This is a genomic window from Streptomyces sp. E11-3, assembly GCF_046540415.1.
GTDB lineage: Bacteria > Actinomycetota > Actinomycetes > Streptomycetales > Streptomycetaceae > Streptomyces.
Window position 1 is genome coordinate 1,385,626 of the sequence record NZ_JAZGRL010000002.1, and the last position, 16,883, is coordinate 1,402,508.

General features: G+C 69.8%; 15 protein-coding genes and 1 pseudogene. 6 read left to right on the forward strand and 10 right to left on the reverse strand.

Features of this window, described 5'->3' with window-relative positions; translation table 11 throughout:
• Positions 1-137 precede the first annotated feature (137 nt).
• Both U9R90_RS25355 and U9R90_RS25360 read left to right on the forward strand, forming a co-directional pair.
• Positions 138-773, forward strand: a complete 636-nt coding sequence (locus U9R90_RS25355; RefSeq protein WP_411058980.1) for a TIGR03085 family metal-binding protein — start codon at positions 138-140, stop codon at positions 771-773.
• Between the two features lie 163 nt (positions 774-936).
• Positions 937-1,854 (forward strand): ketopantoate reductase family protein, encoded by a 918-nt coding sequence (locus U9R90_RS25360; RefSeq protein WP_411058981.1) that lies wholly within the window; start codon positions 937-939, stop codon positions 1,852-1,854.
• 70 nt (positions 1,855-1,924) lie between these two features.
• Here U9R90_RS25360 and hisF read toward each other — a convergent pair whose 3' ends face one another.
• Genes hisF through hisD form a run of 8 tightly spaced genes read right to left on the reverse strand, consistent with a single transcriptional unit; the run spans position 1,925 to position 7,718 of the window.
• The gene (gene hisF / locus U9R90_RS25365; protein WP_411058982.1) at positions 1,925-2,680 is read right to left on the reverse strand and encodes an imidazole glycerol phosphate synthase subunit HisF; all 756 of its coding nucleotides are present in this window, start codon (positions 2,678-2,680) and stop codon (positions 1,925-1,927) included.
• Positions 2,677-3,138 carry a RidA family protein gene (locus U9R90_RS25370; protein WP_411058983.1) on the reverse strand — a complete coding sequence of 154 codons (462 nt, stop codon included), beginning with the start codon at positions 3,136-3,138 and terminating at the stop codon, positions 2,677-2,679. The genes hisF and U9R90_RS25370 overlap by 4 nt, the downstream gene beginning before the upstream one ends.
• Positions 3,135-3,869 carry a bifunctional 1-(5-phosphoribosyl)-5-((5-phosphoribosylamino)methylideneamino)imidazole-4-carboxamide isomerase/phosphoribosylanthranilate isomerase PriA gene (priA, locus tag U9R90_RS25375; RefSeq protein ID WP_411058984.1) on the reverse strand — a complete coding sequence of 245 codons (735 nt, stop codon included), beginning with the start codon at positions 3,867-3,869 and terminating at the stop codon, positions 3,135-3,137. The genes U9R90_RS25370 and priA overlap by 4 nt, the downstream gene beginning before the upstream one ends.
• Positions 3,869-4,516: an imidazole glycerol phosphate synthase subunit HisH gene (gene hisH, locus U9R90_RS25380; protein ID WP_411058985.1), complete on the reverse strand. Its 648-nt coding sequence runs from the start codon at positions 4,514-4,516 to the stop codon at positions 3,869-3,871. Before hisH ends, priA begins: the two co-directional genes overlap by 1 nt.
• Entirely contained in the window at positions 4,513-4,677 is a 165-nt protein-coding gene (locus U9R90_RS25385) for a hypothetical protein (protein WP_411058986.1), read from the reverse strand. Before U9R90_RS25385 ends, hisH begins: the two co-directional genes overlap by 4 nt.
• A 4-nt stretch (positions 4,678-4,681) precedes the next feature.
• Positions 4,682-5,275 (reverse strand): imidazoleglycerol-phosphate dehydratase HisB, encoded by a 594-nt coding sequence (gene hisB / locus U9R90_RS25390; protein WP_411058987.1) that lies wholly within the window; start codon positions 5,273-5,275, stop codon positions 4,682-4,684.
• Positions 5,272-6,399 (reverse strand): histidinol-phosphate transaminase, encoded by a 1,128-nt coding sequence (locus U9R90_RS25395; protein ID WP_411058988.1) that lies wholly within the window; start codon positions 6,397-6,399, stop codon positions 5,272-5,274. The genes hisB and U9R90_RS25395 overlap by 4 nt, the downstream gene beginning before the upstream one ends.
• On the reverse strand, positions 6,396-7,718 hold the full coding sequence (gene hisD, locus U9R90_RS25400; RefSeq protein WP_411058989.1) for a histidinol dehydrogenase: 1,323 nt from the start codon (positions 7,716-7,718) through the stop codon (positions 6,396-6,398). Before hisD ends, U9R90_RS25395 begins: the two co-directional genes overlap by 4 nt.
• Positions 7,719-7,876: 158 nt before the next feature.
• Between hisD and U9R90_RS25405 the strand changes: the two genes are divergently transcribed.
• Entirely contained in the window at positions 7,877-9,454 is a 1,578-nt protein-coding gene (locus U9R90_RS25405; protein WP_411058990.1) for an oxidoreductase, read from the forward strand.
• 200 nt (positions 9,455-9,654) lie between these two features.
• Here the strand turns inward: U9R90_RS25405 and U9R90_RS25410 are convergent.
• Positions 9,655-10,434, reverse strand: a pseudogene (locus U9R90_RS25410) (NYN domain-containing protein); the annotation flags it as partial.
• 251 nt (positions 10,435-10,685) lie between these two features.
• Between U9R90_RS25410 and U9R90_RS25415 the strand changes: the two are divergent.
• Positions 10,686-10,880: a hypothetical protein gene (locus tag U9R90_RS25415; RefSeq protein WP_411058991.1), complete on the forward strand. Its 195-nt coding sequence runs from the start codon at positions 10,686-10,688 to the stop codon at positions 10,878-10,880.
• A 148-nt stretch (positions 10,881-11,028) separates the two neighbouring features.
• On the opposite strand, the gene dnaE is transcribed toward U9R90_RS25415, so the two are convergent.
• Positions 11,029-14,568, reverse strand: a complete 3,540-nt coding sequence (gene dnaE / locus U9R90_RS25420) for a DNA polymerase III subunit alpha (protein WP_411058992.1) — start codon at positions 14,566-14,568, stop codon at positions 11,029-11,031.
• Positions 14,569-14,739: 171 nt separating this feature from the next.
• On the opposite strand from dnaE, the gene U9R90_RS25425 reads away from it, so the two are divergent.
• A complete protein-coding gene (locus tag U9R90_RS25425; protein ID WP_411058993.1) occupies positions 14,740-16,068 on the forward strand; it encodes a DUF2252 domain-containing protein in 1,329 nt (442 codons plus the stop codon).
• 82 nt (positions 16,069-16,150) lie between these two features.
• A complete protein-coding gene (locus U9R90_RS25430; protein WP_411058994.1) occupies positions 16,151-16,834 on the forward strand; it encodes a hypothetical protein in 684 nt (227 codons plus the stop codon).
• Positions 16,835-16,883 lie beyond the last annotated feature (49 nt).

Sequence of the window (16,883 nt, forward strand, 5' to 3'; positions counted from 1 at the left end):
CTGACAGCGCGGGGCATCCGTCCGGTCACCGGGACACCGGCCGGAAACTGCCGCGATGGCGCCGTGATGCCGTCGTGTTGCCCTTCGGAGGCGTGGCGGCATGGCAGGCCGGGCGGTACCGCCGTAGGCTTGCGGCCATGTCGACCCATGCCAAGCGTGAACGACTGCTCCTCGCCGACCTGTTGGAGGCGGCAGGTCCTGATGCCCCGACGCTGTGCGGGGACTGGAACACCCGTGACCTGGCCGCGCATGTGGTGGTGCGCGAACGACGCGCGGACGCCGCGGGCGGAATCGTCATCAAGGCGCTTGCCGACCGGCTCCAGCGGGTGCAGGCCGAGTTCGCCGAGAAGCCGTACGAAGAGCTGATCCAGCTGATCCGTACGGGCCCGCCGAGGTTCTCCCCGTACGCCCTGAAGCAGATCGACGAGGCGGCGAACGCCGTCGAGTTCTATGTGCACGCCGAGGACGTCCGCCGCGCGCAGAAGGACTGGACACCGCGCGAGCTGGACCCGGTCTTCGCCGACGCCCTGTGGTCACGGCTGGAGAAGGCGGCCCGGGTGCTCTGCCGTGGCGTCCCGGTCGGCCTGGTGCTGCGCCGCCCGGACGGCCAGACGGCGGTCGGCCACAAGGGCACCCCGGTGGTGACGGTGACCGGTGAGCCGGGCGAGCTGACGATGTTCGCCTTCGGGCGGCAGGATGTCGCCGATGTGCAGAAGGAGGGCGACGAGGACGCCATCGAGAAGCTGCACGGGACCAAACAGCTCGGTCTCTGAGGGCCGCGGGCCGCTGCTTTGAGGCCTGCGGGCCGGTGCTCCGAGGCCTGCGGGACGCTGCTCACCCTGGGCTGTCAGCGGGGCAGTTCGCCCAGGGATGTTACCTGGCTCACATTTCGGATTCATGATCCACATACTGAGAGCGGTCTGGCAGCCTGCTGTCATGATCGAGACCTCAGCGAGTTCAGTGACCCCCGCACCGTGGACCGTGGCCGTGCTCGGCCCCGGCGGAATCGGCGGCCTCGTCGCCGCGCTGTTGGCCCGTGCCGGACACCGGGTGATCTGCCTGGCGCGTGAGGAGACCGCCGCCGTACTGGACGAGCGGGGGCTGTCGTTGCGCAGTGGGCAGTTCGGCGATTTCACCGTACGGGTGGAGACGGACACCCGGCTGCGGGAGCCCGTCGACGCGGTGGTCGTCGCGCCCAAGGAGACCGCGCTGCTGTCGGCGCTCGACCGGGTGCCGCGTGAGGCGCTTGGGTCCGCGCTGGTGATACCGCTGCTCAACGGCGTGGAGCACGCCGCCGTGCTGCGTGAGCACTATCCCGCGTCCCAGGTCGTCCCCGGCACGATCCGGGCCGAGTCGACGCGGGTCGCGCCGGGTGTCATCGAGCACGGCACGCCGTTCGCGAAGATCGAGGTGGCGAGCACGACCGCGGACCACGCGCGCGTGGAGGCGTTCGCGGACGTGCTGAGCGGGGCCGGGTTCGAGGCGGCCGTGCGGGCGGACGAGTCCTCGATGCTGTGGGGCAAGTTGTCCATGTTGCTGCCGATGGCGCTGCTGACGACGCGGTACTCGGTGCCGATCGGTGGGGTGCGGGGTGAGCACCGGGCGGAACTCGTCTCAGTGCTCGATGAGTTCAAGCGGGTTGCGGAGGGGGTGGGCGCGGCGGTCGACACCGATGCGGTGCTGGCGTTCATCGACGCCGCGCCGGAGGAGATGCGGTCGTCGATGCAACGGGATGCCGATGCCGGACGGCCGCTGGAGATCGACGCGATCGGCGGGGCGTTGCTGCGGGAGGCCGCGCGGCAGGGGGTGGAGGTGCCGGTGACGGCGAAGCTCGTCGCGGCGCTGGGTGGCTGAGGTCAGGGATTCTGGATTCAGCCTCGCCGGACGGGCTCCACGGAGCCCGTCCGGCGATTGAGGACGAGCCTCACCGCACCGGGTACCCAGCCCCCCGCAGCGTGTCCTTGACCTGGCCGACCCGCAGATCGCCGAAGTGGAAGACCGACGCCGCCAGCACCGCGTCCGCGCCCGCCGCGATCGCGGGCGGGAAGTCGGCGAGCCGCCCCGCTCCCCCGGACGCGATGACCGGGACGGTGACGTGCTGACGGACCGCCGCGATCATCTCGATGTCGTAGCCGTCCTTGGTCCCGTCCGCGTCCATCGAGTTGAGCAGAATCTCGCCCGCGCCCAACTCGGCCGCCTGGTGGGCCCATTCGACGGCGTCGATCCCGGCGGACCGGCGCCCACCGTGGGTGGTCACCTCGAAGCCCCCGGAGGCGGTGCGGCGCGCGTCGACGGACAGCACCAGGACCTGCCGCCCGAAGCGCTCCGCGATCTCCCGGATGAGCTCGGGGCGGGCGATCGCGGCCGTGTTCACGCCGACCTTGTCGGCACCCGCGCGCAGCAGCTTGTCGACATCGTCGGCGCTGCGTACGCCTCCGCCGACGGTCAGCGGGATGAAGACCTGCTCGGCGGTGCGCCGCACCACGTCGTACGTGGTCTCGCGGTCGCCGGACGACGCGGTGATGTCCAGGAAGGTGAGCTCGTCGGCGCCCTCGGCGTCGTACACCTTGGCCATCTCGACGGGATCGCCCGCGTCGCGCAGGTTCTGGAAGTTGACGCCCTTGACGACCCGGCCGTTGTCCACGTCCAGGCAGGGGATGACTCGTACTGCCAGGGTCATGACTGCTCAGGCTCCTCAGTGCCGTCCGAGGCCGCTGCCCAGATGGCTTCTTCTTCCGCGTCGGATGGCCCGTCGAAGGCCTCCAGCTCCACTTCGACCAGGATGCGCGAGTCGACGAAGCCGGACACGACGACCATGGTCGTCACGGGGCGTACGGAGTCGAAGAACTCCTGGTGCGCCCGCCCCACCGCGTCGACGTCGCGCGCGTGGGTCAGATACATACGGGTGCGGATCACGGACTCGGCGCCGAGCCCGAACTCGCCGATCGCCGCAAGCGCATGCGAGAACGCTCGTCGGGCCTGCTCATACGGGTCGCCCTCGCCATGCAGCACACGGCCCTCGAAGGACGTCGTACCGCCGACCACGACCCGGTCACCCGCCGCGACGGCGCGGGCGAACCCGAAGGACTCCTCCCAGGGGCTTCCGCTCTGCACCCGCCGTATGGCATCGGACGTCATGACGACACGGCCTCCAGCGCCTCTTCCAGCGTGAACGCCTTGGCGTACAGCGCCTTGCCGACGATGGAGCCCTCCACGCCCTGCGGAACGAGCGCGGCGATGGCGCGCAGGTCGTCCAGCGAGGAGACACCGCCGGAGGCGACGACCGGGCGGTCGGTGGCGGCGCAGACGTTCTTCAGCAGCTCCAGGTTGGGGCCCTGCAGGGTGCCGTCCTTGGCGATGTCGGTGACGACATAGCGGGCGCAGCCCTCGGAGTTGAGGCGCTCCAGGGTCTCGTAGAGGTCGCCGCCGTCGCGGGTCCAGCCGCGGCCGCGCAGCGTGGTGCCCCGTACGTCGAGGCCGACGGCGATCTTGTCGCCGTGCTGGGCGATGACCTTGGCGACCCACTCGGGGGTCTCCAGGGCCGCGGTGCCGAGGTTGACCCGGGTGCAGCCGGTGGCGAGGGCCGCGGCGAGCGTGTCGTCGTCGCGGATGCCGCCGGACAGCTCGACCTTGATGTCCATGGCCCCGGCGACCTCGGCGATCAGGGCGCGGTTGTCGCCGGTGCCGAACGCGGCGTCCAGGTCCACCAGATGCAGCCACTCGGCGCCGGAGCGCTGCCAGGCCAGGGCGGCCTCCAGCGGGGAGCCGTACGAGGTCTCCGTACCGGACTCGCCGTGCACCAGACGGACGGCCTGGCCGTCGCGGACGTCAACGGCGGGAAGGAGTTCGAGCTTGGAGGGCTTGGACATCAGAGCGTTCCGATCCAGTTGGTCAGCAGCTGGGCTCCGGCGTCGCCGGACTTCTCGGGGTGGAACTGGGTGGCCCACAGTGCGCCGTTCTCGACGGCGGCGACGAAGGGCTCGCCGTGGGTGGTCCAGCTGACGCTGGGGGCACGCAGCACGGGGTTGGTGATCTCCAGCGACCAGTCGTGGACCGCGTAGGAGTGCACGAAGTAGTAGCGGGCGTCGGCGTCCAGGCCCGCGAAGAGCTGGGAGTTCGCGGCGGCGTCCACGGTGTTCCAGCCCATGTGCGGGACGACCGGCGCCTTGAGCGGTCCGACGGTGCCGGGCCACTCGTCCAGGCCCTCGGCCTCGACACCGTGCTCGATGCCGCGCGAGAACAGGATCTGCATGCCGACGCAGATGCCCATCACCGGGCGGCCGCCGGCCAGCCGGCGCCCGACGATCCAGTCGCCGCGGGCCTGCCGCAGCCCCTGCATACAGGCGGCGAAGGCGCCGACGCCGGGGACCAGGAGCCCGTCGGCGTTCATGGCCTTGTCGAAGTCGCGGGTGATCTCGACGTCGGCGCCGACCCGGGCCAGGGCGCGCTCGGCGGACCGTACGTTGCCGAAGCCGTAGTCGAAGACGACGACGCGCTTGGCGGCGGACGTGCTCACTTGAAGGCCTCCAGCTGGAGAATGCCCGCGCCGAGGCACATCGCGGCGCCGATCGACAGCAGGACGATCAGGCTCGTGGACTGCTTCTGCTTGACGAAGGAGAACACTCCGCCGAGAAAGAAGAGCCCCACGAAGATCAGTGCGGTGGATACACCGTTCATGGCTCTACAGGGCGCCCTTCGTGGAGGGGAGGATGCCGGCGGCGCGCGGGTCGAGCTCGCAGGCGTAGCGCAGGGCGCGGGCCAGGGCCTTGAACTGGCACTCCACGATGTGGTGGGCGTTGCGGCCGTACGGGACGTGGACGTGCAGGGCGATCTGTGCCTGCGCCACGAAGGACTCCAGGATGTGCCGGGTCATGGTGGTGTCGTACTCGCCGATCATCGGCGCCATCTTCTCGGGCTCGGTGTGCACCAGGTAGGGGCGCCCGGAGAGGTCCACGGTCACCTGGGCGAGCGACTCGTCCAGCGGCACGGTGCAGTTGCCGAAACGGTAGATCCCGACCTTGTCGCCGAGCGCCTGCTTGAAGGCGGCGCCGAGGGCGAGCGCGGTGTCCTCGATGGTGTGGTGCGAGTCGATGTGCAGATCGCCCTCGGTCTTCACCGTGAGGTCGAACAGGCCGTGCCGCCCGAGCTGGTCGAGCATGTGGTCGTAGAAGCCGACCCCGGTCGACACATCGACCTTTCCGGTGCCGTCGAGGTTGACCTCGACCACGACGGAGGTCTCCTTGGTGGTGCGCTCAACACGGCCAATGCGGCTCATGCGCTCTGCTCCTTCTTGCTGCGTTCCGTCATCAGTGCGCGTACCGCATCGAGGAACGCGTCGTTCTCGGCCGGGGTGCCCGCGGTGACCCGCAGCCATCCCGGTACGCCGTTGTCACGGACCAGGACACCCCGGTCGAGGATCTGCTGCCACGCACTGTGGCTGTCGTCGAACCGCCCGAACTGCACGAAGTTGGCGTCGGAGTCGGTCACCTCGTAGCCCATCGCCCGCAGCTCGCTGACCAGCCGGTCCCGCTCCTTCTTGAGCTGGTCCACATACCCGAGCAGCGTATCGGTGTGCTCCAGGGCGGCCAGCGCGGTGGCCTGGGTGACGGCCGACAGGTGGTACGGCAGACGCACCAGCTGTACGGCGTCCACCACGGCGGGGTCGGCGGCCAGGTACCCCAGGCGCAGCCCGGCGGCACCGAAGGCCTTGGACATGGTCCGCGAGACGACCAGGTTCGGGCGGCCTTCGAGCAGCGGCAGCAGCGACGGCTGGTGGCTGAACTCGACATACGCCTCGTCCACGACCACCAGCGAGGGCTTCGCGGCCTGGGCGGCCTCGTACAGCGCGAGGACCGTCTCGGCCTCGACAGCCGTACCCGTGGGGTTGTTCGGCGAGGTAATGAACACGACATCCGGCCGGTGCTCGGCGATGGCCCGCTCGGCAGCGGCGACATCGATGGTGAAGTCCTCGCGCCGGGGCCCGGAGATCCAGCCGGTGCCGGTACCCCGCGAAATGAGCGCGTGCATCGAGTACGAGGGCTCGAAGCCGATGGCGCTGCGCCCTGGCCCGCCGAAGGTCTGCAGCAGCTGCTGGAGGACTTCGTTGGAGCCGTTGGCCGCCCAGACGTTCGCCAGGGTGAGCGGGTACCCGCCGGTACGGGTGAGGTAGCGGGCCAGCTCGGTGCGGAGCTCGACCGCGTCCCGGTCCGGGTAGCGGTTGAGGCCGCGGGCGGCCTCGCGCACCCGCTCGGCGATGCGCTCGACGAGCGGCTCGGGCAGCGGATACGGGTTCTCGTTCGTGTTCAGCTGCACCGGCACATCAAGCTGAGGCGCCCCATACGGGGACTTGCCCCGCAGCTCGTCCCGAATGGGCAGATCGTCAATCCGTACAGAGCTCACTGCCCCGGCACCTTCCAACCAAAGCGGGCCTTCATCGCGGCCCCGTGCGCGGGCAGGTCCTCGGCCTCGGCGAGCGCCACCACGTGATGCGTCACCTCGGCGAGCGCGTCACGCGAGTAGTCCACGATGTGCATACCGCGCAGGAAGGACTGCACGGACAGACCCGACGAGTGGCAGGCGCAGCCACCGGTCGGCAGCACGTGGTTGGAGCCCGCGCAGTAGTCGCCCAGCGACACGGGGGCGTACGGGCCGACGAAGATCGCACCCGCGTTGCGGACCCGCTCGGCGACCGCGGCCGCGTCGGCGGTCTGAATCTCCAGGTGCTCGGCGCCGTACGCGTCGACGACCTTCAGCCCCTCCTCAAGACCGTCAACGAGAACGGTGGCGGACTGGCGCCCCTTCAGCGCGGGCACGATCCGGTCCTCGATGTGCTTGGTAGCAGCGACCTGCGGCTCCAACTCCTTCTCCACCGCGTCAGCGAGCTCCACGGAGTCGGTGACCAGCACGGCAGCGGCCATCGGGTCGTGCTCGGCCTGGCTGATCAGGTCGGCGGCGACATGCACCGGGTCGGCGGTGGAGTCCGCGAGGATCGCGATCTCGGTCGGGCCCGCCTCGGCGTCGATGCCGATCCGGCCGGTGAAGTAGCGCTTGGCCGCGGCGACCCAGATGTTGCCGGGCCCGGTGACCATGTTGGCCGGGGCGCACTCGTCGGTCCCGTACGCGAACATGGCGACGGCCTGAGCCCCACCCGCCGCGTACACCTCGTCGATACCGAGGAGCTCACAGGCGGCGAGGATCGTCGGGTGCGGCAGCCCGTCGAACTCGGCCTGCGGCGGAGAGGCCAGCGCCATCGACGGCACCCCGGCCTCCTGAGCCGGAACCGCGTTCATGATCACTGAAGACGGATACACAGACCGCCCACCGGGCGCGTACAGACCCACCCGGTCGACCGGCACCCACTTCTCGGTCACCGTGCCACCAGGCACGACCTGGGTGGTGTGCGAGGAGCGGCGCTGCTCGCGGTGGACCAGCCTGGCCCGCCGGATGGACTCCTCCAGCGCGGCCCGCACCGTGGGATCAAGCCGCTCCAGCGCATCGGCCAGCGCGGCCTGCGGCACCCGCACCCGCTCCAACCGCACGCCGTCGAACTTCTCCGCGTACTCGATCAGCGCCGCCGTGCCCCGATGATGTACGTCCTCGCAGATGGGCCGCACCTTCTCCAGGGCGGCCGCGACGTCGAACTCGGCACGGGGCAGCAGGTCGCGCAGGGCTCCACCCTCGGGGAGGGCTTCGCCGCGCAGGTCGATTCGGGAGATCACAGCCCCAATTCTCGCAGACTGCCGAAGCGTGCCGGTCGCCTGTATCACTGGCTGATACACGCACCGGAAGACGACCTTCACCACTAGCGTTCGCCTGGTCATTGAACGGGCATCAACCCGGGACAGAGCCGTACGGGACGGGGAGGAGAAGAACAGCCGTGGTCGACAGGCACATCGGCGACCCACCAGAGGACCTGGACCTGACCGCCACCGAGGCCCTGATGTGGCAGGCCTTCCAGAACGGCAGCCGCTACGACCTGACCGCCGGGGACCCCGACATCGACGATCCGCACGGCGGCCGCCGCTGGGGCCCCGAGCGCAGTGTGCGCGCCCGGATCGTCTCACTCCTCCTGCTCGACGGACCGCCCGCGCTCCGCGGCCGGGTCTCCTCGGTCAAGCTCAGGGGGGTGCAGATCACCGGCACGCTCGATGTGGCGGGCGGCACTGTCACGCCGTACGTGGAACTGACTGGCTGCCGCTTCGAGAACGAGGTCCTGTTACCCGAGAGCCGTTTCACCACGCTGCGCCTGGTGAACTGCTCGATCCCGCGCCTGGAGGCGGCCCGGCTGCGCACCGAGGGCGACCTCCATCTGCCGCGCTGCCAGGTGCACCGGGGCGTCCGGCTGACCGACGCCCAGATCGGTACGGACCTGCTGCTCAGCCAGGCCGTACTCCACCGCGACCAGCGCGATCACGCGTTCCTGGGCGACGGGATCACCGTGGGCCAGGACCTGCACGCCGAGCTGCTCCAAGCAGAGGGCGAGATCAGCCTGCGCGGGGCGCAGATCGGGGGCTCGCTCAGCCTGCGCGGCAGTCGGCTCGCGCAGCCGTACGGCGACCGGGCGCTCAACGCCCCGCAGCTGACGGTCGAGCACACCCTCTATCTGACACCCGCCGCGGTCGGCAATCCCACGGTGACCGGCGGCGCGACCCCGGCCCGCGGGGTACGCGTCCAGCGCTTCGAGTGCCGCGGCGGCATCCGGCTCGACGACGGCCGGATCGGTGACGCACTCGACATGACCCAGGCCCGGTTCATGCTGGAGCGCGAGCAGGAGGTGTCCTTACGCCGCATCCAGACCCCGGAGCTGCGCTTCCTCGGCGAGCGTCCGGCGCGCGGCACGGTCATCCTGAACGGCGCCAAGGTGACCAACCTGATCGACAGCGCGGCCAGCTGGCCGGACCCCGGTGGCCTGCGGATGGCCGGGTTCAGCTACGAGATCCTCATCCCGACCGGCAGGTTCCCGCTCAACCAGCGGCTGGCCTGGGTGGAGGCGGCCACCCCCGAGTACAGCCCAGAGGCGTACGAGAAGCTGGCCGCCGTACTGCGCGAGAGCGGCGAGGACGCGGACGCCCGCGAGGTACTGCTCGCCAAGCAGCGCCGCCGCCGCGAGACCCTGCCGCTGGCGGGCAAGCTCTGGGGGTACGTCCAGGACTGGACGGTGGCGTACGGCTACCGCCCCGGCCGGGCCGCGGTGTGGATGGCGGTGCTGTGGGCCGCGGGCGCCATCGCCTTCGCACGGCACACACCACCGGAGCGGAAGCCCGGCGAGGGCCCGGCCTGGAACGCTTCGCTGTACGCCCTGGACCTCCTTATCCCGGTGATCAACCTGGGCCAGAGGGGCGAGTGGCGCATGACGGGCTACTGGCAGTGGGCAGCCGCGGTGCTGGTCCTGCTCGGCTGGGTCCTGGCCACGACGGTGGCGGCGGGAGCCACCCGCCTCCTACGCCGCGGCTGAGGGCGGTGCCCTCGGGCTTAGTGGAACGGGTGCCCCGTGGCGAGCGGTTGTGCCCACCCTCCCCCACTCTCGACTTCGCTCGAGCGGGAGGTGCCCCCCTCGCCCTGCGGAACGAATGCCCACAACGTGGTAGACGGCTAGTGCGTCGTTGGGGATACCAGGACGCTGTCTGTTGTGCGGGCTACCACGTAGNGCGGGGTGGGGCTGCGCAGTGCGGCCAGATCCTTGGGGGTGGGTACGCCCTTGTGCGCGGGCCGGTCGGCGCCGTCGTGCTCGCTGCGGGTGGGTGCCGTGCCGTTCGGTGCGGTGGTGGACTCGTCGGCGGTGTGCTCGGCGGCGGCCGCTGCCATGGCGGACTCGGGCAGCGGCGCGGAGAGGATCGCGGCGATCTCCGGGCGGGGCGCGGGCTGCGGGGCGCAGACCCCGGTGAGCTCCTTGGCCCGTACCGCCTGGGTGATCCAGGCCCGGTCCAGTACCCGGCGCTCGTCGGCCTCGGCGACCAGGTCCTCGGACTGGTTGTAGTCGCCGTCGGCGGCCTGTACGGCCCACAGGTGGACGGCGACGCCGTGTTCCTTGGCGGACATCAGGCCGGGCAGCAGATCGCCGTCGCCGGTCACCAGGACCACGTCGGAGCAGGCGCGGTTGCGGGCCAGCTCGGTGAGCTCGGCGTGCATCGCGGCGTCCACGCCCTTCTGCGCCCAGCGCCCGTCGCTACGGGTGAGCGCGCCGAGCCGCACGGTCACGCGGGGCATCACGCGCAGCCTGCGGTGTTCGGGCTGGGGGACCCGGTCGGGCGCGCCGTCGAACCAGTAGATCCGCAGCAGCGGCTGCGCGGTGTCCGACTCGGCGCGCTCCCGTAGCCCCTGGATGAGCGCCGCGTGGTCGACGGTGATCCGTGACCGTGAGGGTTCCCCGGCGAGGAGACTCGCGGCGGCGCCCAGCAGATAGCCGGCGTCCACCAGGACGACGCAGCGGTCCATGCGTTCCACCCTCTTTCCCTTGGGCTCCCCGAATTCACGCGTCGGGAGCGGGTCTGCTTCGGGTTACCTTCGAGTCTGCCCGACGGCGCGAGGGTTAACGGCCGGAACTGGATCTTCGGCGTGGCGTATCGGTGAATTGCTCTCCGTGGAGCCTTATTACGCACGGTAATTCTCTGAAATGCGCGCTTTGTCAACCTGTGTGAATCTGGTGCAGGCCCTGGCCCCTAGTTCCCCCTCAGGAGGCAGTCACCATGGCCAAGCAGAAGCATCGTAAGCAGGGTGGAGATCAGCACCGCGCGGCCCAGCAGGCGCAGCGCGCTGCCGAGCAGGCCCAGCGAAGCACCGAGCAGGCGGGCAAGGCCGCACCGTCCGAGGCACCGGCCAGGCCCAGCCCCGGTGACTTCGGAGAGCACAGCAAGAAGTCGAAGAAGTTCGGCCACAACTGAGGCGGGCCGCACCGCGGTCACCGCAACCGAGTCTCCAGTCACCTGTGTCGAGGGGCGCGGCCCCCACGGGGGGGGGCGGCCCCGCCGCGCCCCCCCCCCTCGACGGGTGAAGAAGACGCGCCTCTCGACGCGTGGAGCAGCGGGGCGGTCAGCCCGCCAGGCAGGACGGGCCGAGCAGCACCTTGAGGTCGCCGAAGAGCGCCGGATCGGGCTGCACCCGGTGCCGGTCGAGTCGCAGCACCGTGGTCTTGCGAGCGCCCTGGAGCTTGATCCGCACCTCGGAGTTGCCCTTGTGGTGGCCGAGGATCTCGCCGAGGCGGCCGACCATCGGCGGGGTGACCTTCACCGTCGGGATCGTGATGATCACCGGGGCGTTGGTGCCCGCGTTCGACAGGTCGGGGACCTGGAGTTCCATGGCGACGAGCCGCGGGATGTCCTCGCGCTTGTCGAGGCGCCCCTTGACGAAGACAACGGCGTCCTCGACGAGTTGGGTGGACACCAGCTGGTAGGTGGCCGGGAAGAACATGCACTCGATGGAGCCGGCCAGGTCCTCGACGGTGGCGATCGCCCAGGCGTTGCCCTGCTTGGTCATCTTGCGCTGGAGCCCGGAGATGATGCCGCCGATGGTGACCACCGAGCCGTCGGAGTAGTCGCCGCCGGTGAGCTGTCCGATGCCGGCGTCGGCCTTGTCGGACAGCACGTGCTCCAGGCCGAACAGCGGGTGGTCGGAGACGTACAGGCCGAGCATCTCGCGCTCCTGGGCGAGCAGATAGCTCTTCTCCCACTCGTCGTCGGAGAACTCCACGTCGAGTCCGAAGCCCGGCTCGTCGGCGCCTTCGTCGCCCATGCCGCCGAAGAGGTCGAACTGTCCCTCGGCCTCCTTGCGCTTGACCTGCACCACGTTGTCGATCATGGGTTCGTACTGTGCGGTGAGGCCCTTGCGGGTGTGGCCCATGGTGTCGAAGGCGCCCGCCTTGATCAGCGATTCGGTGGTGCGCTTGTTGCAGGCGGTGGCCTCGACCTTGTCGAGGTAGTCGGGGAAGGAGGCGTACTTCCCCTTGGCCTTACGGCTGCGGATGATCGACTCGACGACGTTGGTGCCGACGTTACGGACCGCGGAGAGGCCGAAGAGGATCACGTCGTCGCCCTGTGCGGCGAAGTTCTGCTCGGATTCGTTCACATTGGGCGGAAGTACCTTGATGCCCATACGGCGGCATTCGTTGAGGTAGACCGCCGACTTGTCCTTGTCGTCCTTGACCGAGGTAAGCAGTGCGGCCATGTACTCGGCCGGGTAGTTCGCCTTCAGATATGCGGTCCAGTAGGTGACCAGGCCGTACGCCGACGAGTGCGCCTTGTTGAAGGCGTAGCCGGCGAACGGCACCAGAACGTCCCAGAGGGCCTGGATCGCCTCGTCCGAGTAGCCGTTCTTGCGGGCGCCGGCCTGGAAGATGCCGAAGTTCTTCGCCAGTTCCTCGGGCTTCTTCTTACCCATCACGCGGCGCAGGATGTCGGCTTCGCCGAGCGAGTAGCCCGCGATGATCTGGGCGGCCTTCTGCACCTGCTCCTGGTACACGATCAGGCCGTAGGTGAGGCCGAGCACCTCCTTGAGGGGCTCTTCCAGCTCCTTGTGGATCGGCGTGATCTCCTGGGCGCCGTTCTTGCGGAGCGCGTAGTTGGTGTGCGAGTCCATGCCCATCGGGCCCGGCCGGTACAGGGCCGAGACGGCGGAAATGTCCTCGAAGTTGTCGGGCTTCATCAGCCGCAGCAGCGAGCGCATCGGGCCGCCGTCGAACTGGAAGACGCCGAGCGTGTCACCGCGGCAGAGCATCTCGTACGTCTTGGGGTCGTCGAGCGGGAGCTCCAGCATCTCCAGGTCGACGCCCTTGCCGGCCCGCACCATCTTGACGGCGTCGTCCATGATCGTAAGGTTGCGCAGGCCCAGGAAGTCCATCTTCAGCAGGCCGAGCGACTCGCACTGCGGGTAGTCCCACTGCGTGATGGTCACGCCGTCGGTGTGCCGCACCCAGACCGGGGCGTGGTCGGTGATCGTCTCGCTGGACATGATCACGCCGGCCGCGTGCACACCCATCTGCCGGACCAGGCCCTCGACGCCCTTGGCGGTGTCGATGACCTTCTTCACGTCCGGTTCGTTCTCGTACATCCCCCGGATCTCGCCCGCCTCGCTGTAGCGCGGGTGGGTGGGGTCGGTGATGCCGTTGAGGTCGATGCCCTTGCCCAGGACGTCGGCGGGCATCGCCTTGGTGAGCCGGTCGCCCATCGCGTACGGGTAGCCGAGCACGCGCGCGGAGTCCTTGATCGCGTTCTTGGCCTTGATCTTGCCGTAGGTGCCGATCATGGCGACCTTGTCGGCGCCGTACTTCTCCGTCACATACCGGATCACCTCGACGCGCCTGCGCTCGTCGAAGTCGATGTCGACATCGGGCATGGAGACACGCTCGGGGTTGAGGAACCGCTCGAAGATCAGGCCGTGCGTGATCGGGTCGAGGTCGGTGATGCCCATCGCGTACGCCACGATCGAACCGGCCGCGGAGCCACGTCCTGGGCCCACGGCGATGCCGTTGTTCTTGGCCCACATGATGAAGTCCGCGACGACCAGGAAGTATCCCGGGAACCCCATCTGGATGATGATGTCCATCTCGTACTCGGCCTGCTTCTGGCGGTCCTCGGGGACGCCGCCCGGGTAGCGGCGGTTCATGCCGACCCGGACCTCCTCCTGGAACCAGGTGACCTCGGTGAAGCCGTCCGGGATCTCGAACTTCGGCATCAGGTCGCGCTTCTCGAACATCCCGGAGACGTCGACCTGCTCGGCGACCAGCAGGGTGTTGCGGCAGCCCTCCTGCCAGGCGTCCGAGGAGTCGATGGCGTACATCTCGTCCGTGGACTTCAGGTAGTACCCGGTGCCGTCGAAGCGGAAGCGGTCCGGGTCGGAGAGGTTCTTGCCGGTCTGGATGCACAGCAGCGCGTCATGGGCGGTGGACTCGTGCGCGTAGGTGTAGTGCGAGTCGTTGGTGACCAGCGGCGGGATGCCCAGCTCCTTGCCGATCTTCAGCAGGTCCTCGCGGACCCGCCGCTCGATCTCGATGCCGTGGTCCATCAGCTCCAGGAAGTACTTGTCCTTGCCGAAGATGTCCTGGTACTCGGCCGCCGCCTTGCGCGCCTCCTCGTACTGCCCGAGGCGCAGTCGGGTCTGCAGCTCACCTGAGGGGCAGCCGGTGGACGCGATCAGGCCCTCGGACCACTGGGAGATGGTCTCCTTGTCCATGCGCGGCCACTTCTGCAGCCAGCCCTCGGCGTACGCGTCCGATGAGAGCTTGAAGAGGTTGTGCAGGCCCGTGCTGTTGTGCGCCCAGATCGTCTTGTGGGTGTAACCACCGGAACCCGAGACGTCGTCCCGCTTCTGGTGCGGCTGGCCCCACTGGATCTTGCGCTTGGTGCGCCGCGACTCGGGCGCCACGTATGCCTCGATGCCGATGATCGGTGTGACGCCCGCGTCCTTCGCGGAGTGGAAGAAGTCGTACGCGCCGTGCAGGTTGCCGTGGTCGGACATGGCGATATGCGTCATGCCCATCTCATTGCAGGCCTTGAACATGTCCTTGAGCCGCGCGGCACCGTCCAGCAGCGAGTACTGGGTGTGGACGTGCAAGTGCGTGAAGGGCGGCTTGGTCACGACGGAGGACCTCCGAGAAAGCGCGGCGACAGGTGGGGTGACGAGCGGGTGGAATCAGCTACGAAGTCTACGTGCGGGCACTGACAGTCCGCGGGCACTCGGCGCCGGTCCCGTCCGTTGGTAGGGGCGGAACACCTGTCCGTGATGTACCGCACCAGGAGGCACCCAGCGATGTCGGTCTCCCAGCCCACCGCCGAGCAGCGCGGTGAGCAGATCCTCGCCTCGTTCGACACCGCCTTCGGCGGCCTCATGGCATCCGACCCGGACGCGGCCCTGGTCGGGTTCCGGAAGATGGCGGCCTCCCCCTTCGCCTTCTACCGCGGCGCGGCCTGCCTGTTCTACGGCGATCTGGCGCGCGAGCGGCACGGCGGTCCGTATCTGGACGACCGCACGGCGCGCCTGTGGATTCACGGCGATCTGCACGCCGAGAAGTTCGGCACCTACCTCGACGACCAGGGCCGGCTGGTCTTCCATGCCCGTGACTTCGACGAGGCCTTCGTCGGCCCGTTCACCTGGGATCTGCGGCGCTTCGCGGCCTCCGTCGCGCTCATCGGGTACGAGAAGGCGCTCAGTGACAAGCAGATCACCGAGCTGGTACGCGGCTTCGCCACCGCCTACCGCGAGCGTATCCACGCCCTGGCCACCGGCGCCAAGACGGACGAGGTGCCACCGTTCTCGCTGGACACCGCCGAGGGCCCGGTGCTCGACGCGCTGCGGGCCGCGCGCTCCCGCAGCCGGGTCGCCCTGCTCGACTCGATGACCGAGATCCGGGAGCACGAGCGCCGCTTCGCGTCCTGTGACGACGCCGTCGAACTGGACGCCGCGACGCGGTACAAGGTGCTCGCCGCGTTCGACGGCTATCTGGAGACGCTCCCCGACTCCAGCCTGACCCGCCCGGACTCGTACCGCGTCAAGGACGTGGTGGGGCGGCGCGGCAGCGGCAGCGGCTCCGCGGGCCCGTTCTCGTACAACATCCTGCTGGAGGGGCACAGCGACGCCTTCGAGAACGACGTCGTGATCTCCCTGCGGCGGGCCGCGACCCCGGCCGTCGCGCGGCACATCACGGACCGGGCGATCCGCGCGTACTTCCAGCACGAAGGCCATCGCACGGTGGCCGCGCAGCGCGCCCTGCAGTCGCACGCCGACCCCTGGCTCGGCTGGACCGAGCTGGACGGCGCGGGCCAGCTGGTGACCGAGATATCGCCTTACGCCGTGCGCCTGGACTGGTCGGACATCAACGACATCGAGCGGATCGAGGCGCTGGTACGGGATCTGGGCCGGGCCACCGCCGCCATGCACGCGGTCGCGGACGACGAGCGGGCGCACTCGGAGCTGGTGCCGTTCAGCACGGAGCGGGCGATCGACGCGGCGATCGCGGCCGACGAGGAGTCCTTCGCCCCGCTCCTGGTCGACTTCGCGCACACCTACGGAGCGCGGGCCCGCCAGGACCACCAGATCTTCGTCGACCTGTTCCGCAACGGTCGGATCCCGGGCCTCTAGCACACAGCGCGGCCCGCACGGCGAGGCCGCACAGCGAACCTTGAGGAGGTCCTTACCCACCGACATGGCACACTCTGCGGCGATGAACGACACTTCCGGAACGCAGCTGCGAGTGCTGCGGGCGGCGCTCTTCACGGCACTGGTCGTGACGCTGTCCGCCGCCGCGCATGTCCTGCTGTCCGAGGCGCCGTTGCCGCTGGCCACCGTCGCCGCGGTGGGCGCCGGGGTCTTCGTCCTCGCGTATCTGCTGGCCGGGCGGGAGCGCGGCTACTGGCGGATCGCCGCCCTGCTGATCCCGCTGGAACTGGCCGCCGACACGGTCCTCACCACCGGTCAGCACACCTGCTACGGCGAGGCGGGCGGCCCCGTCACGGGACCGCTGCGCTCGCTCGGCCTCGACGTGCTGTGCGGCGGCGGCGACGTGGGCACCTCTCTGGCCCAGGTGACCGGTGGGCAGCGCCCCGCGGCCGAACTGCTGGCCACCGCCGACCCTGCGAGCGCCTGGCTGCTCCTTGGCGCCCATGTGAGCGTCGGGCTCATCGCCGCGGGCTGGTTGCGGCGCGGTGAGAGCGCGCTCACCCAGCTGATGCGCGCGGTGGGGGGTTTCGCCTTCCGCCCGCTGCTGATCGCGGTCGCGGTCGTCCTGGCGCCCCGTGCGGCTGCGCGCCGTGCGCCGCGGCACACCCACCGGACGCCAACCCCGCGTATCCGGCTGCTCACCCACTCCGTCGGACGGCGTGGACCGCCGTGCTCCGCACTCGCCTGAGCGAGTCCGAGCACGGCCATCCCACCCACGTCACAGACGATCCACGGAG